The sequence below is a fragment of the Ancylobacter gelatini genome (assembly GCF_022601675.1).
Taxonomy (GTDB): Bacteria; Pseudomonadota; Alphaproteobacteria; order Rhizobiales; family Xanthobacteraceae; genus Ancylobacter; species Ancylobacter gelatini.
Window position 1 is genome coordinate 32,694 of record NZ_JAKVIL010000015.1, and the last position, 25,674, is coordinate 58,367.

Consider the following 25,674-nt stretch of genomic DNA (forward strand, 5'->3'; position numbering starts at 1 on the left):
CGCGCTGGCGCTCGGCGCCATGGCCCTCGCTTTGCCCGCGAGCGCCCAGGACAAGGGTACGGTCGGCATCGCCATGCCCACCAAATCCTCCGCCCGCTGGATCGCCGATGGCGACAACATGGTGAAGGTGCTCAAGGAGCGCGGCTACACCACCGACCTGCAATATGCCGAGGACGACATTCCCAACCAGCTCTCGCAGATCGAGAACATGGTGACCAAGGGCGCCAAGGTGCTGGTGATCGCCTCGATCGACGGCACCACCCTCTCCGACGTGCTGAAGCAGGCGCATGACAAGGGCATCAAGGTGATCGCCTATGACCGCCTGATCCGCGACACGCCGAATGTCGACTACTACGCGACCTTCGACAATTTCCAGGTCGGCGTGCTGCAGGCGGAATCCCTGCTCAAGGGGCTCGGCTATCCCCAGAACAAGGGCCCCTTCAACGTCGAGCTGTTCGGCGGCTCGCCAGACGACAACAACGCCTATTTCTTCTACGATGGCGCCATGTCGGTGCTGAAGCCGCTGATCGACAACGGCACGCTGAAGATCGCCTCCGGCCAGATGGGCATGGACAAGGTCTCGACCCTGCGCTGGGACGGCGCCACCGCCCAGGCGCGCATGGATAATCTGCTGAGCGCCTACTACACCGACAAGAAGCTCCACGGCGTGCTCTCGCCCTATGACGGGCTGTCGATCGGCATCCTGTCCTCGCTCAAGGGCGTGGGCTACGGCTCCGGCAACATGAAGATGCCGGTGGTGACCGGGCAGGACGCGGAAGTGCCCTCGGTCAAGTCGATCCTTGCCGGCCAGCAATATTCGACCGTGTTCAAGGACACCCGCGACCTTGCCAAGGTCACCGCCGACATGGTCGACGCCACGCTGTCGGGCAAGGATCCCACGGTCAACGACACCAAGACCTACAATAACGGCGTCAAGATCGTGCCGTCCTACCTGCTCAAGCCGGTCGTCGTCGACAAGGGCAACTGGGAACAGGTGCTGGTCGGTTCCGGCTACTACAAGCCTGATCAGGTCAACTGACGATCCTTCGCGGACTATCTGGAAGACATCACGATCCGCGCCCGCCGTTTCGGGCCGGCGCGGATCGGATACGGGAGCGAGCGAGGCCATGAACGCTCTTCTGAAAATGCAGGGCATAAGCAAGCACTTCGCCGGGGTGAGGGCGCTGAGCGATGTCACCCTCAGCGTCGAGCCGGGCGAAATCCATGCGCTGGTCGGCGAGAACGGCGCGGGGAAGTCGACGCTGATGAAGGTGCTGAGCGGGGTCTACCCGCACGGCTCCTATGACGGCGCCATCGTGTTCGACGGCGAGGAGCGCCGCTTCAACGACATCAACGACAGCGAGCGGCTCGGCATCATCATCATCCATCAGGAACTGGCACTGATCCCGCTGCTCTCGATCGCCGAGAACATCTTCATCGCCAGCCCGCCCGCACGTTTCGGCATCATCGATCGCGGCGAGGTGCACCGGCGCACCAAGGAACTGCTTGCCAAGGTGGGGCTCGACGAGACGCCCGACACGCTGGTGACCAATATCGGCGTCGGCAAGCAGCAGCTGGTCGAAATCGCCAAGGCACTGTCCAAGAAGGTGCGCCTGCTGATCCTCGACGAGCCGACGGCCAGCCTCTCGGAAAAGGACAGCGCGGCATTGCTCGACCTGCTGCTGGAGTTCAAGGCGCAGGGCATCGCCTCCATCCTGATCTCGCACAAGCTGAACGAGGTCTCGAAGGTCGCCGACCGCATCACCGTGCTGCGCGACGGGCGGACGGTCGACACGCTGGACTGCCGGGATGGCGCGGTCGAGGAAGACCGCATCATCGTCAGGATGGTCGATCGCGACCTTGAGCACCGCTACCCCAAGCGGGAACCGACCATCGGCGAGCCCATCTTCAAGGTCACGAACTGGTCGGCCTATCATCCGCTTCACGCCGACCGGCAGGTGATACGCCAGGTCGACTTCGAAGCGCGGCGCGGCGAGATCGTCGGTATTGCCGGGCTGATGGGCGCCGGCCGCACCGAATTCGCCATGAGCATCTTCGGACGCTCATGGGGGCAGAAGATCACCGGTCGCGCGGAGATCGAGGGCCGGGAGGTGGACCTCTCGACGGTACGCCGCGCCATCGACGCCGGGCTCGCCTACGTCACCGAGGACCGCAAGCATCTCGGCCTGCTGCTCGCCGAGGATATCCGCAAGAACGTCACGCTTGCCAACCTCTCGGCCATCGCCCCGGCGCAGGTGATCGACGACCTGAAGGAACTCACCGTCGCCTCCGACTATCGCGGCCGGATGCGCATCCGCAGCCACAGCGTGTTTCAGGAGACCGGCAAGCTCTCCGGCGGCAACCAGCAGAAGGTGGTGCTGTCGAAATGGCTGTTCACCGACCCGAAGGTACTCATCCTCGACGAACCGACACGCGGCATCGATGTCGGCGCCAAATACGAAATCTATTGCATCATCAATGAGCTGGCCGATGCCGGCAAGAGCGTGGTGGTGATCTCCTCCGAGATGCCGGAACTGCTGGGCATCTGCGACCGCATCTATGTGATGGCCGAGGGCGCCTTTGTGGGCGAGTTCCCGGCCGCGGAGACGACGCAGGAGAAGATCATGCGGGCCATCATGCGCAAGGGAGAACAACGCCTATGAGCGACGCGGCGCTGAAGAAGCCTGGACACGCCGGCTTTCTGAAGAACAACCTGCGCGAATACGGGATGCTGATTTCGCTCTTCGCCATCATGGTGTTCTTCGAGGTGGTCACCAACGGTACGTTGATGCGGCCGCTGAACCTCACCAATCTCGTGCTGCAGAACAGCTACATCGTCATCATGGCGCTGGGCATGCTGCTGGTGATCGTCACCGGTCATATCGACCTCTCGGTCGGCTCGGTCGCCGGATTCATCGGCGCGGTGGCGGCGGTCCTGATGGTGAGGTACGGCGTGCCTCCCCTGCTCGCCGTCCTGATCTGCCTGGCGCTGGGCGGCCTGATCGGCGCGGCGCAGGGCTATTGGGTGGCCTATTTCAAGATCCCGTCCTTCATCGTCACGCTCGCCGGCATGCTGGTGTTCAAGGGGCTCGCGCTGGCGATCCTGGCCGGCCAGTCTGTGGGGCCCTTCCCCCCGGAATTCCAGCGGCTCTCTTCCGGCTTCATTCCCGAGCTGGTGCCGGATACCGGATCGCTCTACCCGACCTCTCTCGCGCTCGGCGCCCTGCTAGCCCTCGCGCTGGTCTGGCTGAATTTCCGCGGCCGGAGCCGTCAGGAGGCGCATCACATCGAGACCGAGCCCTACGGCTTCTTCCTTCTGAAGAACGCGCTGCTGTTCGGCATCATCGTGTATTTCGCCTATCTCATCGCCTCGCATCGCGGCCTGCCCAACGTGCTGGTGATCATGGTCGCGCTCATCGCGCTTTACGCCTTCGTGACCACGCGCACCACGATCGGCCGGCAGGTCTATGCGGTCGGCGGCAATGAGAAGGCGGCCAAGCTTTCCGGCATCAAGACCGAGCGGCTGACCTTTCTCACCTTCGTCAATATGGGCGTGCTGGCGGCGCTCGCCGGCCTCATCTTCGCCGCGCGGCTCAATACGGCGACCCCCAAGGCCGGCCTCGGCTTCGAGCTCGATGTCATCGCCGCCTGCTTCATCGGCGGCGCCTCGGCCTATGGCGGTGTCGGGCGCGTCGGCGGCGCCGTGATCGGCGCGCTGATCATGGGCGTGATGAACAACGGTATGTCGATCCTCGGCATCGGCATTGATTATCAGCAGGTGATCAAGGGGCTCGTGCTGCTGGGGGCGGTGTGCCTCGACGTCTATAATCAGAAGCGCGTCTGACTTCCGCTCGCCGCTCCGGGCGCTTCCCCGCTACAAAACAGGCCGCCGGAGCGATCCAGCGGCCTGCGTGCTTCGTAGATGACGTGTCAAACCGTCATTGCGAGGTCGCCATGAACCGCCGGCTTGCACTGCTTGTTCCGCTGCTTCTCACCTTTCCCGCTCTCGCGCAGGCGCGTGCGCCGGATCCAAACGGCGTGTGGATGCGCGGCGACGGTAATGCGCGCGTGCGGATCGCCTCCTGTGGCAGCAAGCTGTGCGCCACCAATCTGTGGATCGGCGATACCTCGGGCGGCGAGGCGGTGGGTCATCGGCTGGAGCTTACGCTTAAACCGAAGGACGACGCCACGCTGGTCGGCACCGCCTACGACCCGCAACGCGACTTGAACTATTCGATGCAGATGACCGTCGGCAAGGAGCAGTTGCTGACGCGCGGCTGTGTGCTCGGTGGCCTGCTGTGCAAGTCCGTCACCTGGTCGCGGTCGGAGTGAGCGGAGCGTGAGGCCTTCGCCATCCGCCGCCTTCTACGATCCTCAGCGACGTATCCCATGCGTTACCGCCCGGATCAGCGGGCCGTCAGCAGAGTTGAACTCATGACCCTCATTGCCACTGCCGGCCGCGTCGCCGAACGCCTGCCGGTCCCCGACGCCGTCACTCGGTTGGGGATCGAGATGCTGGTCGACCGGACACGCCGTGCTCTGGCCGCCCGGCCATCCGGCGAGGAACGCCGTTTCGTCGAGGAGATGGCCACCCGGCCCATCGCCGAGCATCCCGAGAGCGCCAACGACCAGCATTACGAACTGCCGCCCGAGTTTTTCGCGCTCACCCTCGGCCCGCGCCGGAAATATTCCTGCTGCCTCTACGAGGATGGGGCGGAAACGCTGGACGCCGCCGAAGTGCGGGCCCTGGAGGAGACGGTTGATCATGCCGCGCTGGCGGATCGACAGCACATTCTCGAACTGGGCTGCGGCTGGGGCTCGCTGACCCTGTTCATGGCGGAGCGCTTTCCGGCCGCGCGGATCGTCGCGGTGTCGAATTCGGCGCCGCAGCGCCTGTACATCGAAGCGGCCGCCCGTGAACGCGGCCTTCGCAACGTCACGGTCGTCACGGCCGACATGAATGCTTTCGAGACCTCGGACCGGTTCGACCGCATCGTTTCGGTGGAAATGTTCGAGCACATGGCGAACTGGACGGCGCTGCTCGGGCGCGCGCGTGGATGGCTGCGGCCGGAGGGACGGATGTTCCTCCATGTCTTCACCCATCGTTCCACCCCGTACCGCTTCGATCATGGCGATCAGGACGACTGGATCGCCCGCCACTTCTTCACCGGCGGCATCATGCCGAGCGAGGGGCTGGTGCGCTGCGCGACCGACCATTTCACGGTCGAGCAGGAATGGCGCTGGAGCGGCCGCCATTACGTGCGAACCGCGCAGGACTGGCTGGCCAATTTCGATGCCAACCGGGAGCGGATCGACGCTGTGCTGCACGATGTCTATGGCGCTCAGGCCGGGCTGTGGCGGCGGCGATGGCGGCTGTTCTACCTCGCCACCGCCGGCCTGTTCGGCCATCGCGGCGGCGACGAATGGGGCGTCAATCACTACCGCCTGCGCCCGCGCGACTGATCTCGCGGCGGGCGGGCGATGACGCATCGTGAGCCTGCGCGCTGGCCGGGGCATCAGGAGCCGCGGCCTCGGTCCGGCCCGCGGGAAAGTGTCAGCGGGATTTATAATAGGTCCGGTAGGTCCGTATCATGCTGGGCACGAACTCGCGTATGATGGACTTTATCCCAAGCGCCTTGCCGTTCTGACGATAGATGAAGTTGAATACAATCGCCCTCATGACGTCTTCAGGATAGGTTTCCTTGAAGAGCGACAGCGAATTATTTTCTTTCAGGACATGATGAAGATAAGATCCATCGGGCGGAAGCATTTGCTTCCAGTAACCTATTTTCGTCAGTATGTTATTGAAAATGTGAAGCGTCGATGCATTCGTGCATCGGCTTGAACAAAAATCGAAATATTCTGGAAGAAGTATCTTCCATATATCGTGATAGCCGATGGGATAAAAATAAGAGTGATTAGTCGTCTCGATAGGTTTCTTTAAATGGTTGTTGACCTTTTTGATGAGATTTGGCCCGGTCTCACCCCAACGTAGTTCCTTGTCGAAGAGATCGTATATTTCTTCACGGAGATGATCGAGGAAGGCGTGATCGGAAATATAGATGATCGCATTATTTAGCCCGTGAGGCTCTTCCGAGATCAGCAAATTCTTGTGGCCGGAAAAATCCCCGTCCGCGATCATCAGCACATCGGTATCGACCCATGTGAGGTTTCTCTGCCGGATCATTTCGTAACGGAAGAAATCGGAAAAATGGCAGATGTCGGGGCGGCCATTATAGATGATGCGCTGGCCCAGGGATTCCGGGACGATCGCGGCCGCGTCGGCGACCTCGATGCCCTTCGGCACGTTCTCCAGCGGCGCGTAGGAGAACAGGGTGAGCTTGATGCCGCGGCGCAGGAAAGACAGCAGGCACGCCTGATCGAGCGGGCTCAGCGCGCCGCGCGCCCAGAAGGCGCCCACCCCGGCGCCCGGAAAGGCGTTGCCAGTCACCGGAGGGCCCGGGGGTCGCAGGGCCGGAGCAACATCCGTCGTCCGTACTGCCATCACCTCGTCTCCCTGGTAGTTCATGGCCTCATCGCTCCCGAAAACTGTCCGCCCGCCAAGGCGCTTCACTTCAACCCTCGCGCCCGTCATGGCGGATCGTCTGCGGCCGCTTGCTCGTCGGTACAGTCCGGCGCCGGCTCCCTGAAGCTGTAGGCACGGATGTAGTCGACCAGCATCGTCGTCGGATTGGGTGTGTCGCTGATGGAAAATCCCGAACCAAGCGCCAGATTGACAAGCAGCATCAGTCGGTTGCGATGGCTGGCGGGCGTCGGCACCTGCCACATGGGCTGGCGATCGAGATAGAAGGTGATGTGGTCGGGGGTGACCTTGGCTCCGTACGTGTGGAAGTCGGCTTCCAGCGAGCCATTGGGCACCGCGAAGGTGGTCAGTCCTCCACCCTCGCGGCTCGGGTCCGCCGACCAGAGATGATAGGCGGCCTGATAGGAAGCGCGCGCATGGCCGTAATATTCGAGGATGTCGACCTCCATGGTCGCATCGGCCGCCGTGTCGTCCGGGATCGCGTTCAGCCAGAACGCCGGCCAGGTGCCGGGGCCGGTTGGCAGCTTGCTCCGCGCCTCGAAATAGCCGTATCGCAGCCCGAAGCCGCGGCCGGTGCTGTCGGCCGAGGCAAGCAGACCGGAGCGCCAGGTGCCGTCGGCATCCTTGCTGGCGGTGATCGCGAGAATGCCGTCGCGAACCGTGAAGGGTGAACCGGGGCCGGGATCGGAAAACACCGCATCGCCGAAGTCGCCGCCCCAGGGCGTGTGCGCGATCCAGCGGGCCGAGCCGAGTTCGCGCGGCGCGATGCTCAGATCATCGAATTCATCGGCAAAGGCGAGTTCCATACGGCAGAAGGAGAGGGCGGCATCGGTCATCTCGGGCGCCGCCGCCGCTTCCCGTGTCGCGGTAAGCGCCATTGCCGTCGCGAGGACGGTGAGGGCTGCGGAAGTCAGGGGGCCGGGCGTGGGCGTCATGGTATGTCCCCCAACAAGGACCGCGTCAGTTCGACATGGCGGGCGATATAGGCGTGGCAGCCGAGGTCGCCGCGCCGCATGCGGGCCTGCGCGCGCTGCGCCAGCGCGAGGGCGCGATCGGGCGCGGCGATCAGGGCGCGCACATTCGCCAGCAATGCCGCCGCGTCGCCGGGCGGCGTGTAGCAGGCGGCGTCGGCGTCGAAATAATCCTTCAGCCCGCCCGTATCGGTCACCACCATGGGAAGCCCCCGCAACGCGGCCTCCTGCATCACGGTGATGCCGCTTGCGTGCCGGTTCGGCTGGAGCGGCACGACCATGAGCGTCGCGTCGGCCATCAGGCGCTGCAACGCGTCATTATCGGCGAGCGCGACGATGCGGATGTTGGGTGCGCCGCGCGCCAGCGATGCCGGCGCCGTCTGCGAGACGATGGTCAGTTCGATGTCCGGTTGGCCGCTCATGGCGGCGGCGAGGGTGCGCCAATCCCGGTGGCGATCATTGCCGACGCTGATCACCCGCGCCGGTGCGCCGGTGCGAAGGCGCGGCGCGGTCGACACTTCGCTCGGTATGCCGAACAGCACCATTTCGGAGCGCTTCTGCGGAAACGCCCGGCGAAGCACGGCGAGGTTTTCCATCGACAGGGTGGTCAGCAGATCCACCTCCCGGATGAGGCGTCGCAGGAGCGCGCGGCGGATCACCGAGAGCGTGTCCCATCGGTCGAACATCCACACGCTCTGGCCGATCAGCTTCGGCCGTCCGGATGGCCGGCGCCCGCGCCGCGCGAGCAGGAGCGCGACGGCGAGATACTGCGATTCCGTGTGGGTCCACACGATGTCCGAGGCGAGCATGTTGTCGGCATTGAAGGCGGCGTGGAGGTAATCGAAACCCAGCACCGCCCGCAGCCCCAGGCGGACCAGTTTTCGCAGGCGCCCTTCCCTGGCGGCGCGCGAGAAGGTGACGCGGCACCCCATCTCCCGCGCCCGCGCATAGCCATAGGGCGACGGATCGTTCACGCCGATGAGGCGCCCCGCGTGCCAGCGCCGTTCCCACTCGCGCGCATCCTGCCCCCAGGCCAGATGCACGAACACCTTCGGCTCAGTGCAAGTGGTAGTCGCGTCGCCCGCCTCCGGCCGACTGGCGAGAGACGATGCGCCATGATCCATCACGGCCTGCGCGTCATGGCGGTCCGCAGGCTCGTCGCGGGCGACAAAAATATCGATGGGCGAGGATGTGTCCATGCGCGTCGATCACGGTCGTTCGATCACGCCGTCGGCAATGGCCATCTCGGTGAGATAGGCCTCCGCAGACGAGGACCAGGAGAATTCCTTGGCGCGCTCGCGCCCCATCGCCACCAGATTGAAGCGCAGGGCCGGTTCGGCGCGCAGTTGCTTGAAGGCATCGATCCAGGCCTCCGGCTGGTCGGGCGGGGCATAGAGCGCGGCGGCGCCGCAGATTTCCGGCAGGCTCGCGCGGTCTGACACGACAACCGGGCATCCCAGTACCATCGCCTCCAGCGGCGGCAGGCCGAACCCCTCGACGAAGGAGGGAAAGGCGAGGCAGAGGGAATTGATGAGCAGCGCCGCCAGTTCGCTGTCCGAAAGGCGGCCGAGAACCGCGACGTTCGGTTTAGCCACCGCGTCGGGCGGGGATTGAAAGACCCTGCTGTCCAACTCGCCGACGAGTGCGAGGCGAAAGCCGATCGCCGCCAGCTGCGGAGCCAGATCCAGCAGCATGCCGATGTTCTTGTGCGGCGCCGGACTGCCGAGGACGATGACGGTGTTGGAACTCGCCGCCTGGCGCGTCTCCTCCGAGTGCTTCGGCACCCATGCCAGTGCGTGCTCATGGCCGCAGGGAATGACGGTGATCTTATCCGCAGCGCAAATGCTCTTCCGGGACAGTTCGCTCGCGGAGTACGAGGACACCGTCGCCACCCGCGCCACGCTGCGCGCCAGCAGCGGTACCAGGAGGCGGTGAAACAGGCGGTACTGGAGCGAATAGCTCTGCGGAAACGCCCAGACGTTGGCATCGTGGATGCACAGGATCTGCTTGCGGACCCGAAGCGGGCCGGTGTTGCACAGGCAGAGCAGCCCGTCGCCCACCTGTCCCGGCAGCGTCATCTGCTCCCACACCTGCCCGCTGGACTCACCCACCCGACGAAGCGCGATCTGGTTGAGGGCGCAGTCCTCGGCGTGGGTGGGCGCCACCAGCTCCAGTTCCAGCCCGCGTGCGAGAGGGTGCCGGTCGGCGATCAGGCGGTCCAGTGCCGAGACAATTTCGTGGGCATAGCGTTGAACGCCGTTGAGAGGTTGGGTCAGGAAGCGTCCGTTGATCGTCCAGCGCCTGATCATGCTAAATAAACGCCTCTTCCACCACTACCGCGATCAACGACCGCGCCTTTCAGTGTCGTGTATCACCCGACAGCGTGCCAGTTCACATTGGCGGTATAGGACCGCGAAGACATACCTCATCCGAACGATGACATTTGACCGAAGTGCGGATGTCACCATTGTTTGCGGATGAACTAATTTGTCATCGGCATCATCATTTAGATCCCGCGGCGTTGCTCGGCTTGAGGCGGAGCATGCCGGGTTCGGCCCCGTTGCGCCGCCGGGCGCCTTTGCAGGGCACCAGTGCGCGGGCGCGGCGCAAGGACCGGGACGGCCGCCAAGGCGTCGCGACACGACAGCACGGTGGCGAGGCAGATGAAGAACAGGATCCCGGGATCCGCATTGCCACCGGAGATGATGGCGGGCACCAGGATCCACAGGCCGGTGGCGCGGGCGGCCTCGTGCAGGGCCAGAGGGCCGGCGTCGCGGCGCGTGTCGGTCGGCGGCGGGCGCAGGAACAGCGCGGCAAGCGCCAGCAGCGGCAGGGTTCCGATCACGCCGATCTGGCTGAGCGCCGCGATCAGCCAGTTCGACGCCCGCGAGCTTCCCATGCCGATGCCGATGCCGCCGGTCTGGATGAGCGCCTCAAGGCTGCGGTAATTGGCGTAGCCGCGCTCGCGCGCCGAGGACGATTGCGACTTGTTGAGAACCGCATCCTCGAACAGCCGCTGCACATTCGCAAAAGCGCTGGAATCCACCAGGTAAACCCCGAGGCACACCGTGGCGACGAGGAGGGCAAGCCCGGCCAGGATCAGATCGGAGCGGCGGATGTGGCCGCGAAACGGGAACAGGCAGGCTGAGATCGTAAGCCATGCCGCATAGGCCCCCAGGCACGCATAGCCGGTGCTCGACGTGGACATCAGCAGCAGTCCCAGCGCGAGCAGCATGAGGGCGAACGCCCGCGGGTTCTGCGTGACCCGCCAATAGGTCATGCTGAACACCAGCCCGGCGAAGATGCTGGCGGCGAAGGCCGACGCTTCGGAATGGCCGCCGGCGATGCGGAAGAAGCCGACGGCGATGTCATCGGTCAGCAGGGCATAGCTCGCCGTACGGATCGGCAGCAGCACATCGCCGATGCCGGCGAGCTTGCCAAGCAGATCGACCAGCCCCAGCCCCACATTCATCGCCACCCATGCGAGAAAGCCCATCTCCATGGCCCGCAGGGCGCCGGGCCGGCGTAGGCCGATGCACAGAGTGAGGCAGGTCAGCCCCCCCAGCGCGAAATAGCTCGACTGGGTGATGTTGCCGGAGGTCGGCGCCAATGGCACTTCGAGCCCGCCGGACTCGCGCATGTCGAACATGCCGACATCGCCCTGGAACAGCCGTGGCAGGATAATTGCGCTGCCGCACACATAAACGATGAGCAGAAGAACGACGACGCAGCTCGGATGGCGCGCGAGTTCGGCACGCACCTCCTCCAGTCCGTCGCGCTGCAGTGCGAGGCGCCCGATGAGAATCAGGGCGAACAGTGTATAGATGAGGGGTGACGACCCTCCCAAGCTCGGCAGAACCGCGAAGGCGGTGGAGCCGAACGCCAGGGACGCCATGAGCGCGACGATCACCGCGGAGCCGAGAGTTTGGCCGAGAAGCAGCAGAGCCGCGCAGACCAGAAGTCCTGTCGGGGACGGTATCATCTCAGGTCGCGGCCGGTTCACAGCCGGCAGGGAGCGGCCGTTTGAGCGCGTGGTGGGCGATACCCCCGCTGCTGGGCGTGGTCACCGGCCTGTTGCTGCGGGTGCCGGGCCTGCTCGCCGTGACGCTGCTCGTCGCGATCCTGGCGATCGCTGCCGGCCGTGCGGCGGATGAGCCGTTCGCGACGCTCGTGCTGCACGCGCTGGCGGCTATCGTACTTCTCCAGCTCGGGTACCTTCTCGGCGTGCTCATCGCGTCGCACTGGCTCTACCGGAAAAAATAGTCGGGGCGCCGCCACGGGAGCGCTTGGCCCCGGTGCCGAAAGCGAGCGCCCGTTGCGGATGCGCGCGCGTCATGACGTCTCCTGCGTGCGCAGAAGGGCCGGGATGGTTCGCAGGATGATGGCCACATCGGTCCAGAACGACCAGTTCCGCACATAATCGGCATCGATGGCGACGCGCTCGGCGTAGGAGAGGCGGCTGCGGCCGCTCACCTGCCACGCCCCGGTCATCCCCGGACGAACGCTCATGTAATGCTCGGCCATCTGTCCATAGAGCGCGATCTCGTCGCGCACGATCGGGCGCGGGCCCACACAGCTCATCTCGCCGCGCAGCACGTTCAGCAGTTGCGGAAGCTCGTCGAGGCTCGAATTGCGCAGAATGCGGCCGATGAAGGTCACACGCGGGTCGTTTTCCAGCTTGCGGGTGAGCTGCCACTCCTCCGCCGCCGCGGGATCTGCACGCAAATGCTCCTGAAGGACGCGCTCGGCGTCACAGACCATCGTGCGAAACTTGTAGCAATAAAACTCCCGGCCGCCGAAGCCGACCCGCCGATGCGCGAAGACCACCGGGCCGTCCGTCGAGGCCTTGATGAGAACCGCGGTCATCATAATGACCGGCGACAGCAGAACCCCCGCCGTCGCGGCGATGCACACATCGAGAATGCGCTTGGCCGCCCCGCCCGGCGCCCGCTCGGCCAGCAGCGGGTCGCTCGGCCTCGATCCAGAGAACGGGCCCGTCGGGATTCCAAGAAATGAATGATCGTCCAGCACGTAAACGACCCCCGTCTGCTTTCCTCTTGATTTTCGGACGGAGCCGCTCGCCAAACCAGCGCGTAGAAGACGTAATCGTTAATATAAAGCTGCATGTCCCCTTAGCACTAAGGGGTAAGATACAGGTGCCCGGCCTACCACTTCGATACCGAAAACTGGAACGCGTGTTTGCCGTCCACCCGCCTGCCGGTCGAAGGCCGTGCGAGAACTGTCTCACGTCCCCCATCGCTGGGGGTGACACGGCAGCATCGACTGGTCGCGCCAGCGGGGCCGGAGCGCTCGCCGATGGTTTGGGATAAGTTCCGGTGGCGTCAGACCGCCTTGTTGAGAACAGTGCCCAGCACGCGGCTGCCGGTGGTCTCGAGCCGGTCGACGGCTTCGGTGATCAACTGGGTGGGCGTCTGCCCCCATTCGACCACGACGAGCAGGCCATCCAGAAGTGGGCCCATGGCGATCGCCGCCGAACTCTGCTCCAGCGCGGGAAGGTCCACCACCACGATGTCGTGGTTCCGCAGCGCCTCATCCAGACAGCGCATCATGGCGACCGAGCCCAGAAGCGCCTCGGAAATGGCGGAGCTGAACTTCCGGGTCGGCACCAGTTCGATATGGGTGTGCGGGACCGGAATGGCGCATTCGGCGACGGGCCGGTACTCCAGCAGTATCTGCATCAGGCCGGGCTGCTGTTCGGAGGCGGCCGCGGCGCGTGTCAGGGTGCAGCGCTGGAAATCCGCATCGATGACGAGTACCCGCGTGCCGGACGCACCCAGCAGGCAGGCGAGGTTGCCGGCAATGGTGGTCTTGCCTTCGCCGGTGAGCGCGGAGGTGATGCCGATGGTCCGCGTCTGATGCGAACGAACCCGTTCAAGAGCGATGAGCGTCGTGCGCACATTGGCGAGGGCGTTGAGGAACGGATCGCCGCCGAGCTGGTCATGCGTGATGAAACATTCCAGGTCGGGCCGCCCGAAGCGGCGCTTCATGCCGGCGAGGATGGTTCCCAGGCCGCGATAGAAGGAGCGACGCGCCGACCATCCGGTATGCCGCGTGCGGTGGAACCGGGGCAGGGCGCCGAGACAGATGCGGCCGAGCTTCTGGTTGGCGTGCCGGACCGAGCGGACGCTGGTGTCGAGATTTTCCCGCAGCACCGCGGCACCGACCCCGACGACCCCGCCGAGAAGCAGGCCGAAGCTGAGGATCATCTTGGATCGCGGATAGCTCTTGCCGAGCGGCGTGGTCGCCGGAGTGAGCAGGCGCGTCTCGACCAGCGGGTTGGACTGGCGCTGCAGCGCCTCGGCATAGCCCTGTACGGCGCTCTCATAGATCTTCTTGTAGGCGAGCGCGGTGCTCTCGAGTTCCTCCAGCGTATTGCGGTCGGTGGCCGCGCTCTGGCCGGGCGGGGGCGCGCCGGGAGCCGTCCCGGCCGGTGCGGCGAGGTTGCGGGCGGCGGCGCTGCTGCGGCCGGCGCGGAACTCCTGCTGCGCCAGTGCCGCCGCGTTCATCTGCTGGCGCAGTTTCCCCACCCGGCTTTCCAGCCAGTCGGAGCCGGCGCGTGCCGCCCGCGTGCGCGATTCCAGCTGATCGCGGATGTAGACGTCGGCGGTCGCGTTGGCGATTTCCGCGGCGAGTTCCGGGTCGGGCGAGGAGAAGCTCAGATCGATGACATAGGAGAGGCCCGCGCGCCGCACGTCGAGCCGGTCGGCGAAGGCGCCCAGGGCCTGCCGCAAAGACACGGCCTCCTCGGAATCGCTCGCGTTCCGCGTCATGAAGGCAGGGTTGTTCAGAAGGTCGAGTTGCTCGATGACCGCCTTGGCGACCCGCTCGGAGCGCAGCACCACCAGCTGGCTTTCGATCTGCGCCGCATCGATCGCGTTTGACTGCATCTCCTCCCGCGTGGGCTGGGACGATTTTGGATCGATCAGCAACTGGGCGCGGGCGGTGTAGAGCGGTGTCGCCAGATTCACATAGACCAGCGCACAGCCTCCGCCGATCGCAAGTGCGGTGAGAACGATCAGCACATGCCGAAGAACAAAGACAGACATTTCCGAGACCGTGATCGTATCGGCCCGGAAGTCCGTGCTTGAGAAATCGACGTGTTCGCCGACCGTATTCGATACAATTTGGCGTGCATCGCGCCTCTTGAAGCTCATGGCGGAACCTGATGAAACCGTATCGATGACATCGATACGGGGCCGCGCGCTCGAATTTATAATATAATTACAAGAAATAATGTAATATGCGTCGCATTCGACAGTAAGTCCTCTAAAATAGGTAGGCTGTATAAGCACAACGAGCTAACCCAGGCGGCGCCGGCCTCCCGCATTAGGGGGATATCGAGTCGTCCACGGGCCGGCCAGATTGCCTCCCACCGCTCCCCCAGCTCTTTCCGCACCTCCTTCAGGTAGGACTTTGCGCCCAGGGCGGTCTCCACCGTCGGCGCGGAGGCATCCGGCGCCCGCTCCAGCCAGGCTTCGCGCCACCAGCAATAGATGGCGCGCGGACAGAAGACGCGCTTGCCGCTGATCAGCCCCCGGCACCACACGTTTTCGAGGATGACGGCGGGTGTCTTCATCGTCCGCATGACGCCGGTCTTCTCGTCGAGGAACCGCTCGACCCGCGCACGCACGCGGTAGACGCCGCCGCAATAGGGCACCATCTCACCATCGAAATAGAGCCCGCGATGGTGGTTTCGCGCATCGATGGTCATCAGGATCTCGTCCAGCGGCTTCACCCGCACGAGTTCGCCCGGCTGCAGGCCCAGCGGGTAGATCGGCGCCTCGGCGGCGTTCTCCAATCGACCCCAGCGGCGCGGATAGGGCACGCCGCCCCAGAATGACTGGAACCGGTCGTACAGCCACAGGCCCGGCGCGCCGAAGCGCGAGCGCGGACGTGCAAGCGCCTCATAGGCGAAATAGGCCGCGCTTTTCAGCATGGTGCCGAGCCCGACATTGCGCGAGGCGAGATCTTCGGCGAACTGGCTGATGTTCCAGGGGCCGATCAACTTGGTGAAGGCCGGAAAATCCGTGGCCTGACACTGCCAGCGCGGTTTGCCGGAGGCCGACACGCCATTGCGTGCGGCATCGATCACCTGGCTTTCCGTGCAACCCTGTCCGACGCCGGTCGCGGGAGCCCCTGCTGGCGCCAATTCGGCGCCGCTGGCGTCGATCCGCCTGAGCCACGCCTCCTTCCAGAACACGCTGCACGCGGCCTGACAGCCGCCATGTGCCGCGCCGCTGCAGCGCACCCCCTCCAGCAGCACGCCGTCCACGAGGCTGCGGCTGCTCACGGGGTGGAGGGTATCGCAGCTCTTGTGGCCGCGCCGGGCGACGCGGATGCGCTGGCCGCAATAGCTGAACATTTCCGGCATGAAGGGCATGCCGTCCAGCCGACCGTTTCGGTCGAGCGTGGCGAGGATCTCGTCCCGGCTGCGCACCGCCACCCAATCCCCCGCACAGGAGCGTATGGGGGACGGGTGCGCCGGCGCGCGGTCCGGCGGCGATCCGCCGCCTGTCTGCGCCAGGCCCATGCCCGGCAGGGAGTCTTCATCGGCCTGAGCCATTGACGCCCTCCTTAAATTTTCAACAGCAGCTTGCGAGCCATAAAACCCTCGGCGTAGTGCGCGCGGCATTCGACGCCGCGCAGCCGCGCGAGGCCCCGGAACGTCTCGGCGTCGAACCACGCCTTCGTGCGCTGTGTGCCGAAATGGCGCTGAAGGATTTCGATCTTGCGCGCGAGGATGTCGTCCGAAAGAGCGACGTAGACGTTCGGCCGGCCGAGATCGCCGTCCCATTTCGGGATTTCGACCTCCAGGATGAGATGATCCCGAAAGGTGTTCCAGGCGAACTCGGCAAGCAGCCGATGGTCCTGATGGGCATCGTCTCGATGATGGGTGAGCACCACATCGGGATCGAAGCGCTCCTTGAGCGACTCCACCCATTCCTTTACAGCCGCCCGGTCGGCGGGGAGGAAACCGTCGCGGAAGCCGCCGATGCGGATATCGACCGCGGCGGCGCCCTCCAGCAGGTCCGCCGCACTCGCCCGCGCCTCGTCCTCGCGCGCCCCGGCCGCGCTCGCCACGCACCACAGCACCTCAAGTGCGGCTCCGGCGGCAATCCAGCTGAGCAGGGCTCCGCCCGCGCCAATCTCGATGTCGTCGGAATGGGCGCCAAGGCACAGCACCTTGAGTGTCTCGCCTGGACGCAGGAGTGCGAGGTCGCGCATGGCGTCACGCCCGCGATGCGATGGCCTGCGGGGCCGCCCCGCATCGGCGCCAGGGCATCTGCCCTTTCTCGATCATGTCTTCGAGGCTCTGGCGGTCCTTGAGCGTATCCATGGCGCGCCAGAAGCCTTCATATTTGTAGGCAAGAAGCTGGTCGGCCTTGATCAGCCTGGCGAAGGGTTCGACCACCAGTTCCTCGCCGTCGCGCATGTAGTCGAAGATTTCCTTGCGGAAGATGAAGTATCCGCCATTGATCCACATGTCGGCAGCGTCGGAGGCCTGCATCTCGCGAACCCGCCCGGTGTCGTCGATCTGCGCCAGATGGAAGGTGAGCATGGGATGCACCGCGAGGAAGCACGCCACCTTGCCGCTGCGCTTGAAGGTCTCGATCATCTCGTCGAGCGGCGCATCGGACAGGCCGTCCGAATAGTTGGCGAGGAACATTTCCTCGTCCTGAACGAGATGGCGCACCGCCCATAGCCGCGAGCCGATGTTGCGCCACACGCCGGTGTCGACGAGCGACATCCGCCAGTCCACCGGCTTTTCGCCGAGAATGTCGACGGTTGCGCCGCCATTGCAGACCACGAGGTCGCTGTAGATCTCGGGGCGGTGATTCAGGAAGAATTCCTTGACCACATTGGCCTTGTATCCAAGGCACAGCACGAAATCGCGATGCCCGAACCGGCTGTAATAGTCCATTACATGCCAGAGGATCGGCTGACCGCCGACGGGTATCATCGGCTTCGGAACAGATTCCGAGTATTCCCGGATGCGCGTCCCCAGACCGCCGCAGAAGAGGATTACTTTCATGGCGATAATCCATCTAATGAACATTTAAGTAAATTTAAACGAATAGTATAAAAATCCATACTATCAATTATATAGAAGCAAATACCTCTTTCGAGTGAGAGTACGGTAGGTTTTCTCTGCGCGGACACAGACATCAACCGGCCTTGTCATTCCGACGGGAGGCCGGCGGTAAGGGGCTCAGGCCGGCGCAAGGGTCGCGGTCGGGTGGGCAGAGAGACGCTCGCTCAGCCAGGTCTCGCCGCGAAAATGTTCGTACTGTTCGGCACGCAGCCGGTCGGCGAGGCGTCCGGCGGGCAACTCGACGTCGTCATAGGTGATCACGGCGTCCCGGAGCACCGGACGCACGAGCCGGCAGCCCTGCACCAGCCCTTCGGGCAGGTAGCGGCCGCGGCTCATCTCATCGACATTGGCGGCCTCGCCATAGGTCATGTACATGCCGTAATCGTCGAGGATCTCACCGGCCTGAAGGTCGCGCTTCGCGACCGCGCACACCTCGACGACGGGCCCCCCGAGCGGCGGGGCGAGAGTGTCGCCGAACAGGACGACCCGCGCGATCGCGCTGGGCGTCTCGAAATGCACGAGGTGATAGGGCACCCAGAACGGGTAGAGCGGTCCTTCCCCCAGCTTGTAGAGATTGAGGTAGTGCCGCTGCTTCGGGTCGCTGTGCTCGGCGAGGATGAAGGCCTTAACGCCGGCTGGCCCTACCGTGTAGTCCACGATGCCGCCCAGCGCGCGCAGCTCCTCGAGGTCGTAGAGCTGGTGGATGTCCATGATCGAGCCCGCATATGCCGTCCCGCGGCTCATGCCCCGCCTGCGCACCTTGAAGCCGGTGGCGTTGGCCACGATGGTCTGCTCGAAGCTGATCTTGGAGCCGTCGGCGAAGGAGGTCACCATCGCGGCATTCTGTTCCCACCGCTCCGCCCACGCCCGCTGGGTCGTCGGGTTGCGATAGGGATCCTGAAGCCCCTTGACGTTGCCGATGACGCGCGGCGTCAGCCCCAGACCCTTCACCCACCGATACAGGTTCATCTGCAGGCCCGGCTCATCGCCGTCGCAGGCCGAGAGAAGGACGCCCTGTCGGCGCGCGTAGACCTGCAGGATGGGCCCGAGCGTGGCGTCGACCTCGGCATTCATCATCACCACGTGCTTGCCGTAGAGGAAGGCCTCCAGGAACACGTTGGCGCCGAATTCCACCGACCCGGTGACGTCGACGATCACGTCGATCATCTGCGAGCGGCAGATCAACGAGGGGTCGTCGGCCACCACCGGGCGCCCTGCCCGGATCGCCGCGTCGAGCGTGGCGACGGTGTCGGCGCGGACCACGTCCCCGAGGCCGGCATAGTGATACACCCGCACGGCCCGTTCCGGCGTCCGGTTGTAGATGGCGGACATCTGCATGCCCGGCACGCTGTTGACGATCTGGTTGGTGAGGCCCTGGCCCATGAAGCCGGCGCCCAGCATGCCGACCCGGATCGGCCGTCCGGCGGCCGCGCGGGCTTTCAACGCCGTGTCGACGAGGATCACAGCACGGCCTCCTGCGCGACATCGGCGCCGAAACGCATCCGCGCACGCAGCGCCGGCTCGATCTCGTCGAGCAGCGGCCACGCCTCGTCTTTCGGCGACATCTGCGTCACCGGCAGCGGCCAGTTGAGCCCCAGGCGCGGATCGTCGTGCCGCAGCCCGCCTTCAGCCGCCGGAGCATAGAACTCGCCCACCTGATAGCTGGTCTCGGTGCGGTCCTCGAGCACCTGATAGCCGTGAGCGAAACGCTCGGGCACATAAAGCGCCGTGTGCGTGTCCGCGGTCAGCTCGACGGCGATGTGCTGGAGATAGGTTGGGCTTTCCGGCCGCAGATCGACGATGATGTCGAGGATCGCCCCGCGCGTACAGCGAACGAGCTTGGTCTCGGCGGCGGGGGGGTACTGGAAATGCATGCCGCGCAGCGTGCCGCGCTGCCGGTTGAACGCCAGATTGGCCTGCGCGATGGCCGGCTTCAGTCCGTGCGCGGCGAACTCCTTCTGGCAGAAGGTGCGAGCGAAGAAGCCGCGTTCATCCTCGCGGCGGTCCAGTTCGATGATGAACGCTCCGGCGAGGCTGGTTTCGTTGAAGATCATGTCGGCCTCCATTCGTGGATGGTGCGTGGCGCTGCGGCAGACCGGTGGCGGCCGATCAGCCGGCGGCGGTCTTTCCGACCGGTTGCAGGGTCGGCGCGTGCCCGGTCCAGCGCAGCGAGGCATCGAGCCGGCCCTCGGCGATCAGCCGCTTGAGCGTGTCGATGCGCCGGAAGCGCGGCCCCTCGAAATCCTCGACGGTGACGCCGACCTCCCGATAGGCCGCGTAGAGCTGCTCGACGCCGCGCCGCGCGGTCCATTGCGGCTGGAATTCGGGGAGCTGCCGACGAACCTTTTCGAAGCTCACGCTATAGGAGCGCTTGTCCGGTTCGCCGCCGGGGGCGTACTCGATCACGCAGTTCGGCACGATCTGCTCGACCATGTCGGCCAGGCCGCGGATCTGGTAGTTTTCCTCGTCCCGCCCGATGTTGAACGCCTCGTTGTGCACGCGCTCACGGGGGGCGCGCGCTGCGGCGATGAAGGCGCGGGTGATGTCCTCGATATGAACGATCGGGCGCCACGGTGTGCCGTCGCTCTTGATCAGTACCCGGCTTTTGGCGACCGCCCAGGCCGTGAGATTGTTGAGCACCAGATCGAAGCGCAGGCGTGGCGACAGCCCGTAGGCGGTGGCGTTGCGCAGGAAGACCGGGCTGAAATTCCTGTCCGCCATCGCCGCCAGCGACCATTCCACCATCGCCTTCGAGCGGGCATAGGGCGTGATCGGCGCAAAAGGCGCCTCTTCCGTCACCGCTCCGTCGCCGGAGGCGCCGTAGAGGCTGCAGGAGGAGGAGAAAAGGAAGCGCTCCACGCCGGCCTGCTTGGCGGCACTCGCCAGCCGCACGGTGGCGGCATGGTTGAGCTCATAGGTCAGGTTGGGATTGAGGTCGCCGAGCGGGTCGTTGGACAGCGCCGCGAGATGGAACACGGCGTCGAAGCCTTCCAGATCGCGCGGCGTCAGGTCGCCGACATGGGCCCGGATGTGGCGGGCCGCCCGTGGTGCCGGCTGAAACAGGCAGGCCTCGAAGAGATCCGCATCGACGCCGACGACGTCGAAGCCCTGTTCCACCAGCATCGGAACCATGACCGAGCCGATATATCCGGTATCTCCGGTGACAAGCACTTTCATGAGACTGATCCAATCTGTTGGGGAAGGCTCGACCCGTACCGGCAATGACAGCCGCGCCGCCGTCGCCGGGACGGGATCGAGGACTCCCGCGCGACGCATGACGCAGGAACAAGGGACGGCACGGGAGGCTCAGGCGGTCAGTCTTGTCGGCTCGCGGATCGGAAAGGCCGGGGACTTCAGGCCGAACCGGATGGCGGCCTTCCGCGCCTGCCAGGCGGCACGCAGAAAGGGCCACTCCAGAACGGCGTGGAGATAGGCCTGCGATGTCGGCAGGGCGGAAGCACGGCCCAGCCAGTCCAGATGCATGGCCCGCGTTTCCTGCGCGCCGGTGGCCAGCCAATAGAGCAGCCAGCGATAATAATAACGCAGGTGACGTTCCCTGCATTCCAGGTATTCGGACTTCCGGTCGAACACCTTCGGCCCCCATCGATCGATGATCTGCAAGATCGACCAGAAATCGATAAAGTTCTTTTCCTTGTAGGTCGCGGTGATCGAGGCGTCGTGCATGCGCGAAACCACGAGCGGCTCGTGCACGCAGGCATAGGCGCCGCGCGACAGCGCACGGATCGCCGCATCGAGGTCGACATCCAGCAGCGGCGTTCCGTAGAACTCGGTGTCGTAGAAGGTTTTCGTCATCGCGCCCGCCGGCTTGCGGTAGAGGCAATGCTGGTAGGGCGGCCCGTGGATTTCCTTGCGCAGCTTGTGCCGGGCAATGGCGCGGCCATTGAACAGTGACCGGTCCGTCGGCAGGTCCCCGCCGAACAGTACGTCGTTGTTCCAGCCATAACAGCCGATGACGCTGGCCTGCGGATAGCGCTCGCCCACCGCGACCATTTTCTCGATGCAATTCGGCACCATGAGGTCGTCGGCGGGAAGAAGACGGAAATAGCGCGCCTGCGGCGGCACCCTTGCCAGCGCCGCGTTCCAGTTTTCAAGCTGCGGCAGCGTCTGCGCATTTCGGTAAACGACGATCGGAACGGGACCGTCGCGGTATTTCGCGAGGATCTGCGGGGTCTCGTCGCTGCTGGCATTGTCGAGAATGCAATGCACCAGCCGGGGATAGGTCTGCGCCTGCACGCAGGCCATCGTCTCGTCGAGAAACCTCCCGCCATTATAGACGGGCGTCGCGATGGCTACGAGCGGTGCGGAGGCCATGTGCGGACGTCCTTCATGAACCGGGCGGCGGAACAAGCGCGCCGGGAATGCGCCGATCGCTCCGCGTGGGCGCCAATCCGGGCTCGCTGAAGACGTCGGCTACAAATTGAGGATAATGGCGGTGTCCGCTGGGGAACGGCGATAATACGGCGTAGCGCCGTCGCTCTTCCGAGGGAGGGGACAGGCCCGATTATCTTCCCGGCCTACCGAATCCGGCTCCCCCAAAATACCTCTGCCGGCGAGGTCAGCGTCGCGTCGCGGGGGCGGCGGTTTCAGCCGGAGGCTTGCCGCCCAGGATCACCTTGGCAAAGCCCAGGGCGGAGCGGCGGTGCACGCTTTGCCCGCGATAGGCCAGCAGGGCCATGGCCCGGTCGCCGGGCGCCATCCAGGAGAGCAGGAAGAACAGAGCCAGCCCGGCCTTGTGCTTGAGAGGCAGCGGCTCGCCAAGCAGCGTGACCAGCAGGCCGGGCAGGCCGGCGGCCCGCGGCCATCGTCCCGAGGCGATGTCGAGGTAAAAGCTGCGCTCGCGAAAGAAGAAGGTCCGGCGCGGGTCCACCAGCCGCCTGTCGGGGGCGCAGCTCTCGATGATGCGGCGCAGATGGCTCATGCGCCGCAGGAAGCGCGCAATGTCCCGCTCGATCAGCCGCGCCTCCGGCGGCCGGTGGAGCGCGGAATCGTTGGCGTCGTGGATCCGGTAGCAGCCCAGTTCGTCGGACAGGCTCACAATGTCACCGAAGAACGGCGCCGCGAACAGGATGATACCGTCGATCGAGGGCTCGTAATCGATGTCCCGCAGGAGGCCGCACAGGTCGCGGCGAAACACGTTGCCGGAGGTCGGCGGGGTCTTGTAGGCGCCACTGCGAAGGATCTGGCGCGCCGGCCCCTCCCGGTCCCGGAACGTCTCGAACCGCGCCGGCCCGCAGGGCAGCTCGTTGCCGTCCGCGTCGATCCGGGTGAGCGAGAACTGCAGTTTCGCGACATCGGGGTCGAGCCGGCGGATGATCGTTTCAAGAGCGTGCGGCTTGAGTTCGTCGTCGGCATCGAGGAACAGCACGAAGGGCGCGCTGGTGCGCTCCAGCCCGTAGCGGCAGGCATGGAGTTGGCCGGCATTCTCGATCCGATACGCGCTGACGCCGGTGCGGCAGATGACCTCCCATGCGCCGTCGGTCGACCCGTCGTCGACCACCACGAGTTCGCAAGCGGGATGGGCCTGATCCCGGACGCTGCGAATGGCTCGTTCGACGAACCTCGCATAATTGTGGCAGGCGATGATCACCGCCAGCTTCGGGCCCTCGGGCATCGGAAAACCCCCGTGGAACGGCGTGTACGGGCAGCGGTCATTCGACCCGGCCGGTGTCAGGGCGCGCGCCAGCGGTTGGCCGGTCGATGCACGTCCATCGCCATGTCGAACGCCCGGCGGATGCCGTGGTGAAAACGGCTGGTTGAGAACAGTTCGGCGCGGGCGCGGCAGGCCTCGGGAAGGAAGCCGGCACGGCTCGCCTCGAATGCCTCGACCGCGGCCACCAGCGCGGCCTCGTCCTGATGGCCGAACAGCAGGCCCGTCGGCTCCTGCCCGCTATCCGGCGGCACGACGATATCGCGCGCGCCACCTCGCCCGAAGGCGATCAGCGGCGTGCCGAGTGCCTGCGCTTCCGCCAGCGCGATGCCGAAATCCTCGCAGCCGGCGAAGACGAGCGCGCGCGCACGGGCAACGGTGCGCAGATAATCGGCGCGCGGCAGAAAGCCGGTGAACGCGACATTCGGTCCGGCGAGGGTGCGCAGCGCGCGCGCCTGCTGCCCCTCGCCAACCACCAGCAGCCGCTTCGCCGGCATGGCGTTGAAGGCGCGGATGACGAGGTCCGTCCGCTTGTAAGGCGCGAGGAAGGAGGCGGTGACGTAGTAGTCGTCTTTCTCCGCGCTGAACGCTTCGGGGGGCACCTCTACCGGCGGAAACACCACCTCGGCATCGCGCCCGTAAATGCGCCGGATGCGCGCCCGCACATAATGCGAGTTGGCGACCATGACATCCGGCCCATGCGCGGTGCGCGCGTCCCACATCCGCATGTGGTGCAGGACGAGGCGAAAGAGCAGCCGGCCGAGGCTGCCGGCGCGCATCTGGTCGATGTAGGAGAACTGCTCGTCCCACGCATAGCGCATCGGGCTGTGCACGTAGCACAGATGCGGCTGGTCCGGTCGGGTGATGACGCCGCGGGCGAAGGCGGCGGACGAACTGATCACGGCGTCGAACCGGCTGACGTCGAACTGCTCGATGAGAAGGGGGCAGATGGGAAAAAGGCCGCGGTAGATCCGGCGAATGCCCGGCCAGTCATTGGCGATCGAGGTGTGGAACGTTGCCCCGTCGAAATGGGCGTCCAGCACATCCTGTTCGAGAAACTGAAACAGCGTGAAGATGGTCCGGGCACCGGAAAACTTCATCAGCTCCGCCAGCACCCGCTCGCCGCCCCGGAAGGAAGGGCACCAGTCATGGACCAGCGCGACCGAGCCGCTGACACCGCCCATCTGCGCGACCTTTTCGGAAGCGCGCTCCACGGTCCGGCTGGTCTCATCGGCGAATGTGTACATGGCAGGGTCCCGCCGGGCCTTGCGCAGCCCTATGGGCGTAGTGTCCGCCGGTTCGATCTTCCCGCCAATCGACCCATTCGACTTGGGGGCGGTTCTCCTATGTTGCGATTTCGGCCAGAAAGACTACCTCATTTTATGTATTCATGGATACGGACGCGCCTTATTTCGCCTGAAATCGGTAATCGGTCGGCCAGCGTTCATGAATATACTCCCTGTCGGCTTCCGCATGTGAGACGGTTACGGGGACAGCATGCATATTACGCTCATTATCCCGACGAGCGGCCGCCCGGCGGTTGTCGCGCGACTGCTGTCGCATCTGGAGCACCAGACCCGGCTGCCCGACCACGTCATCGTGTCCGCCACGACGGCGGACGATATCGGGACTGTCCGCGCATATGATTTCACGCTGTCCTGCGTGTACGGCGCTCCTGGCCTGTGCGCCCAGCGCAATCGCGGGCTGTCGCTGTGTGAAGCCCGTACGGATATCGTCGCCTTCCTCGACGACGATTTCGTGCCGGCGGATACCTATCTGGCGGCGCTGGAACGGGCCTTCGCCCAGCATTCCGATTACGCGGTGGTCACCGGCAACGTGCTGGCCGATGGCGCCTGCGGGCCCGGCCTGAGCTTCGACGAAGCGCTCGCCAGGCTGGCGTCCCACCGTCGGCTGTTCCCGTCGGTTCCGCGGGTCGAGGATCGCGCGGGCGCCTATGGCTGCAATATGTCGGTCCGCGCCAGCCTGATCAGGGGGCTGCGCTTCGATGAGCGCCTGCCGCTTTACGGATGGCAAGAGGACACCGATTTCACCAGCCAGCTTCGCTCGCGCGGACGCATCGTCTGCGTCGAGGATCTTCTGGGCGTCCATCTCGGGGTCAAGGGCGGCCGCGTGAGCGGCGTGCGGCTGGGTTACTCGCAGGTCGTCAACCCGGTCTATCTCATGGGCAAGGGGACGATGACGCCCGGCTACGGTTTGCGGCTGATCTGCCGGAACCTTGCGGCAAACACCACCAAAAGCCTGAAGCCGGAGCCGTATATCGACCGCCGGGGCCGCCTGATGGGCAATCTGATCGGGTGCGTCCACGTGCTCACACGGCGCGCCGATCCCGAATATATCCTGAAACTGTGAGGATGCG

Annotated in this window: 23 protein-coding genes; 7 read left to right on the forward strand and 16 right to left on the reverse strand. The window is 65.2% G+C overall.

The window, feature by feature from the left end; genetic code table 11:
- Nucleotides 1-19 precede the first annotated feature (19 nt).
- The 5 genes from chvE (at nt 20) to MKI84_RS20030 (ending at nt 5,463) form a co-directional block, all read left to right on the forward strand.
- Complete coding sequence (gene chvE, locus MKI84_RS20010; RefSeq protein WP_281063269.1) at nt 20-1,039, forward strand: multiple monosaccharide ABC transporter substrate-binding protein; 1,020 nt, start codon at nt 20-22, stop codon at nt 1,037-1,039.
- An 88-nt stretch (nt 1,040-1,127) separates the two neighbouring features.
- Nucleotides 1,128-2,663 carry a multiple monosaccharide ABC transporter ATP-binding protein gene (gene mmsA / locus MKI84_RS20015; protein WP_241622034.1) on the forward strand — a complete coding sequence of 512 codons (1,536 nt, stop codon included), beginning with the start codon at nt 1,128-1,130 and terminating at the stop codon, nt 2,661-2,663.
- Nucleotides 2,660-3,844 (forward strand): multiple monosaccharide ABC transporter permease, encoded by a 1,185-nt coding sequence (mmsB, locus tag MKI84_RS20020; RefSeq protein ID WP_241622035.1) that lies wholly within the window; start codon nt 2,660-2,662, stop codon nt 3,842-3,844. Before mmsA ends, mmsB begins: the two co-directional genes overlap by 4 nt.
- A 110-nt stretch (nt 3,845-3,954) precedes the next feature.
- A complete protein-coding gene (locus tag MKI84_RS20025) occupies nt 3,955-4,332 on the forward strand; it encodes a DUF2147 domain-containing protein (RefSeq protein ID WP_241622036.1) in 378 nt (125 codons plus the stop codon).
- 102 nt (nt 4,333-4,434) lie between these two features.
- Nucleotides 4,435-5,463, forward strand: coding sequence for an SAM-dependent methyltransferase (locus MKI84_RS20030; protein ID WP_241622037.1), 1,029 nt, complete (start codon nt 4,435-4,437; stop codon nt 5,461-5,463).
- Between the two features lie 91 nt (nt 5,464-5,554).
- Here MKI84_RS20030 and MKI84_RS20035 read toward each other — a convergent pair whose 3' ends face one another.
- The 5 genes from MKI84_RS20035 to MKI84_RS20055 form a co-directional block, all read right to left on the reverse strand.
- Nucleotides 5,555-6,529, reverse strand: a complete 975-nt coding sequence (locus MKI84_RS20035) for a hypothetical protein (RefSeq protein WP_241622038.1) — start codon at nt 6,527-6,529, stop codon at nt 5,555-5,557.
- Nucleotides 6,530-6,591: 62 nt separating this feature from the next.
- Nucleotides 6,592-7,479 carry a glycoside hydrolase family 16 protein gene (locus tag MKI84_RS20040; RefSeq protein ID WP_241622039.1) on the reverse strand — a complete coding sequence of 296 codons (888 nt, stop codon included), beginning with the start codon at nt 7,477-7,479 and terminating at the stop codon, nt 6,592-6,594.
- Nucleotides 7,476-8,714: a glycosyltransferase gene (locus tag MKI84_RS20045; RefSeq protein ID WP_241622040.1), complete on the reverse strand. Its 1,239-nt coding sequence runs from the start codon at nt 8,712-8,714 to the stop codon at nt 7,476-7,478. The genes MKI84_RS20040 and MKI84_RS20045 overlap by 4 nt, the downstream gene beginning before the upstream one ends.
- A gap of 9 nt (nt 8,715-8,723) precedes the next feature.
- Nucleotides 8,724-9,824 carry a glycosyltransferase family 4 protein gene (locus tag MKI84_RS20050; protein ID WP_241622041.1) on the reverse strand — a complete coding sequence of 367 codons (1,101 nt, stop codon included), beginning with the start codon at nt 9,822-9,824 and terminating at the stop codon, nt 8,724-8,726.
- Nucleotides 9,825-10,021: 197 nt separating this feature from the next.
- Nucleotides 10,022-11,497 (reverse strand): hypothetical protein, encoded by a 1,476-nt coding sequence (locus MKI84_RS20055; protein ID WP_241622042.1) that lies wholly within the window; start codon nt 11,495-11,497, stop codon nt 10,022-10,024.
- 41 nt (nt 11,498-11,538) lie between these two features.
- Here MKI84_RS20055 and MKI84_RS20060 point away from each other — a divergent pair, with 41 nt between their 5' ends.
- A complete protein-coding gene (locus MKI84_RS20060) occupies nt 11,539-11,778 on the forward strand; it encodes a hypothetical protein (RefSeq protein WP_241622043.1) in 240 nt (79 codons plus the stop codon).
- A 69-nt stretch (nt 11,779-11,847) separates the two neighbouring features.
- On the opposite strand, the gene MKI84_RS20065 is transcribed toward MKI84_RS20060, so the two are convergent.
- The 11 genes from MKI84_RS20065 to MKI84_RS20115 all read right to left on the reverse strand — a co-directional run bounded on the left by MKI84_RS20065 (nt 11,848) and on the right by MKI84_RS20115 (nt 24,544).
- A complete protein-coding gene (locus MKI84_RS20065; RefSeq protein WP_241622044.1) occupies nt 11,848-12,600 on the reverse strand; it encodes a sugar transferase in 753 nt (250 codons plus the stop codon).
- 257 nt (nt 12,601-12,857) lie between these two features.
- Nucleotides 12,858-14,690 (reverse strand): exopolysaccharide transport family protein, encoded by a 1,833-nt coding sequence (locus MKI84_RS20070; RefSeq protein WP_281063266.1) that lies wholly within the window; start codon nt 14,688-14,690, stop codon nt 12,858-12,860.
- A 56-nt stretch (nt 14,691-14,746) separates the two neighbouring features.
- On the reverse strand, nt 14,747-16,099 hold the full coding sequence (locus tag MKI84_RS20075; RefSeq protein WP_241622046.1) for a hypothetical protein: 1,353 nt from the start codon (nt 16,097-16,099) through the stop codon (nt 14,747-14,749).
- Between the two features lie 11 nt (nt 16,100-16,110).
- On the reverse strand, nt 16,111-16,761 hold the full coding sequence (locus MKI84_RS20080) for a PIG-L deacetylase family protein (RefSeq protein WP_241622047.1): 651 nt from the start codon (nt 16,759-16,761) through the stop codon (nt 16,111-16,113).
- Nucleotides 16,762-16,765: 4 nt separating this feature from the next.
- A complete protein-coding gene (locus MKI84_RS20085) occupies nt 16,766-17,569 on the reverse strand; it encodes a sugar phosphate nucleotidyltransferase (RefSeq protein ID WP_241622048.1) in 804 nt (267 codons plus the stop codon).
- Between the two features lie 177 nt (nt 17,570-17,746).
- Nucleotides 17,747-19,093, reverse strand: coding sequence for an NAD(P)H-dependent oxidoreductase (locus MKI84_RS20090; RefSeq protein ID WP_241622049.1), 1,347 nt, complete (start codon nt 19,091-19,093; stop codon nt 17,747-17,749).
- A complete protein-coding gene (gene rfbC, locus MKI84_RS20095) occupies nt 19,090-19,683 on the reverse strand; it encodes a dTDP-4-dehydrorhamnose 3,5-epimerase (protein ID WP_241622050.1) in 594 nt (197 codons plus the stop codon). Before rfbC ends, MKI84_RS20090 begins: the two co-directional genes overlap by 4 nt.
- Before the next feature lie 55 nt (nt 19,684-19,738).
- Nucleotides 19,739-20,806, reverse strand: a complete 1,068-nt coding sequence (locus MKI84_RS20100) for an NAD-dependent epimerase/dehydratase family protein (protein ID WP_241622051.1) — start codon at nt 20,804-20,806, stop codon at nt 19,739-19,741.
- A 129-nt stretch (nt 20,807-20,935) separates the two neighbouring features.
- A complete protein-coding gene (locus MKI84_RS20105; protein ID WP_241622052.1) occupies nt 20,936-21,961 on the reverse strand; it encodes a glycosyltransferase family 2 protein in 1,026 nt (341 codons plus the stop codon).
- A gap of 244 nt (nt 21,962-22,205) precedes the next feature.
- On the reverse strand, nt 22,206-23,261 hold the full coding sequence (locus MKI84_RS20110; RefSeq protein ID WP_241622053.1) for a glycosyltransferase family 2 protein: 1,056 nt from the start codon (nt 23,259-23,261) through the stop codon (nt 22,206-22,208).
- A 56-nt stretch (nt 23,262-23,317) separates the two neighbouring features.
- Complete coding sequence (locus tag MKI84_RS20115; protein WP_425353871.1) at nt 23,318-24,544, reverse strand: glycosyltransferase; 1,227 nt, start codon at nt 24,542-24,544, stop codon at nt 23,318-23,320.
- A gap of 250 nt (nt 24,545-24,794) precedes the next feature.
- Between MKI84_RS20115 and MKI84_RS20120 the strand changes: the two genes are divergently transcribed.
- The gene (locus MKI84_RS20120; RefSeq protein ID WP_241622054.1) at nt 24,795-25,667 is read left to right on the forward strand and encodes a glycosyltransferase family 2 protein; all 873 of its coding nucleotides are present in this window, start codon (nt 24,795-24,797) and stop codon (nt 25,665-25,667) included.
- Nucleotides 25,668-25,674 lie beyond the last annotated feature (7 nt).

What these genes read in the sequence shown, in the direction of transcription:
- MKI84_RS20045 (WP_241622040.1), bottom strand. Translation starts at nt 8,714, where the DNA reads ATGGACACATCCTCGCCCATCGATATTTTTGTCGCCCGCGACGAGCCT.
- MKI84_RS20030 (WP_241622037.1), top strand. Translation starts at nt 4,435, where the DNA reads ATGACCCTCATTGCCACTGCCGGCCGCGTCGCCGAACGCCTGCCGGTC.
- MKI84_RS20120 (WP_241622054.1), top strand. Translation starts at nt 24,795, where the DNA reads ATGCATATTACGCTCATTATCCCGACGAGCGGCCGCCCGGCGGTTGTC.
- rfbC (WP_241622050.1), bottom strand. Translation starts at nt 19,683, where the DNA reads ATGATCTTCAACGAAACCAGCCTCGCCGGAGCGTTCATCATCGAACTG.
- MKI84_RS20085 (WP_241622048.1), bottom strand. Translation starts at nt 17,569, where the DNA reads ATGAAAGTAATCCTCTTCTGCGGCGGTCTGGGGACGCGCATCCGGGAA.
- MKI84_RS20050 (WP_241622041.1), bottom strand. Translation starts at nt 9,824, where the DNA reads ATGATCAGGCGCTGGACGATCAACGGACGCTTCCTGACCCAACCTCTC.
- MKI84_RS20115 (WP_425353871.1), bottom strand. Translation starts at nt 24,544, where the DNA reads ATGTACACATTCGCCGATGAGACCAGCCGGACCGTGGAGCGCGCTTCC.
- MKI84_RS20040 (WP_241622039.1), bottom strand. Translation starts at nt 7,479, where the DNA reads ATGACGCCCACGCCCGGCCCCCTGACTTCCGCAGCCCTCACCGTCCTC.
- MKI84_RS20035 (WP_241622038.1), bottom strand. Translation starts at nt 6,529, where the DNA reads ATGAACTACCAGGGAGACGAGGTGATGGCAGTACGGACGACGGATGTT.
- MKI84_RS20070 (WP_281063266.1), bottom strand. Translation starts at nt 14,690, where the DNA reads ATGAGCTTCAAGAGGCGCGATGCACGCCAAATTGTATCGAATACGGTC.
- MKI84_RS20025 (WP_241622036.1), top strand. Translation starts at nt 3,955, where the DNA reads ATGAACCGCCGGCTTGCACTGCTTGTTCCGCTGCTTCTCACCTTTCCC.
- mmsA (WP_241622034.1), top strand. Translation starts at nt 1,128, where the DNA reads ATGAACGCTCTTCTGAAAATGCAGGGCATAAGCAAGCACTTCGCCGGG.
- MKI84_RS20110 (WP_241622053.1), bottom strand. Translation starts at nt 23,261, where the DNA reads ATGCCCGAGGGCCCGAAGCTGGCGGTGATCATCGCCTGCCACAATTAT.
- chvE (WP_281063269.1), top strand. Translation starts at nt 20, where the DNA reads ATGGCCCTCGCTTTGCCCGCGAGCGCCCAGGACAAGGGTACGGTCGGC.
- MKI84_RS20105 (WP_241622052.1), bottom strand. Translation starts at nt 21,961, where the DNA reads ATGGCCTCCGCACCGCTCGTAGCCATCGCGACGCCCGTCTATAATGGC.
- MKI84_RS20100 (WP_241622051.1), bottom strand. Translation starts at nt 20,806, where the DNA reads ATGAAAGTGCTTGTCACCGGAGATACCGGATATATCGGCTCGGTCATG.
- MKI84_RS20075 (WP_241622046.1), bottom strand. Translation starts at nt 16,099, where the DNA reads ATGGCTCAGGCCGATGAAGACTCCCTGCCGGGCATGGGCCTGGCGCAG.
- mmsB (WP_241622035.1), top strand. Translation starts at nt 2,660, where the DNA reads ATGAGCGACGCGGCGCTGAAGAAGCCTGGACACGCCGGCTTTCTGAAG.
- MKI84_RS20055 (WP_241622042.1), bottom strand. Translation starts at nt 11,497, where the DNA reads ATGATACCGTCCCCGACAGGACTTCTGGTCTGCGCGGCTCTGCTGCTT.
- MKI84_RS20080 (WP_241622047.1), bottom strand. Translation starts at nt 16,761, where the DNA reads ATGCGCGACCTCGCACTCCTGCGTCCAGGCGAGACACTCAAGGTGCTG.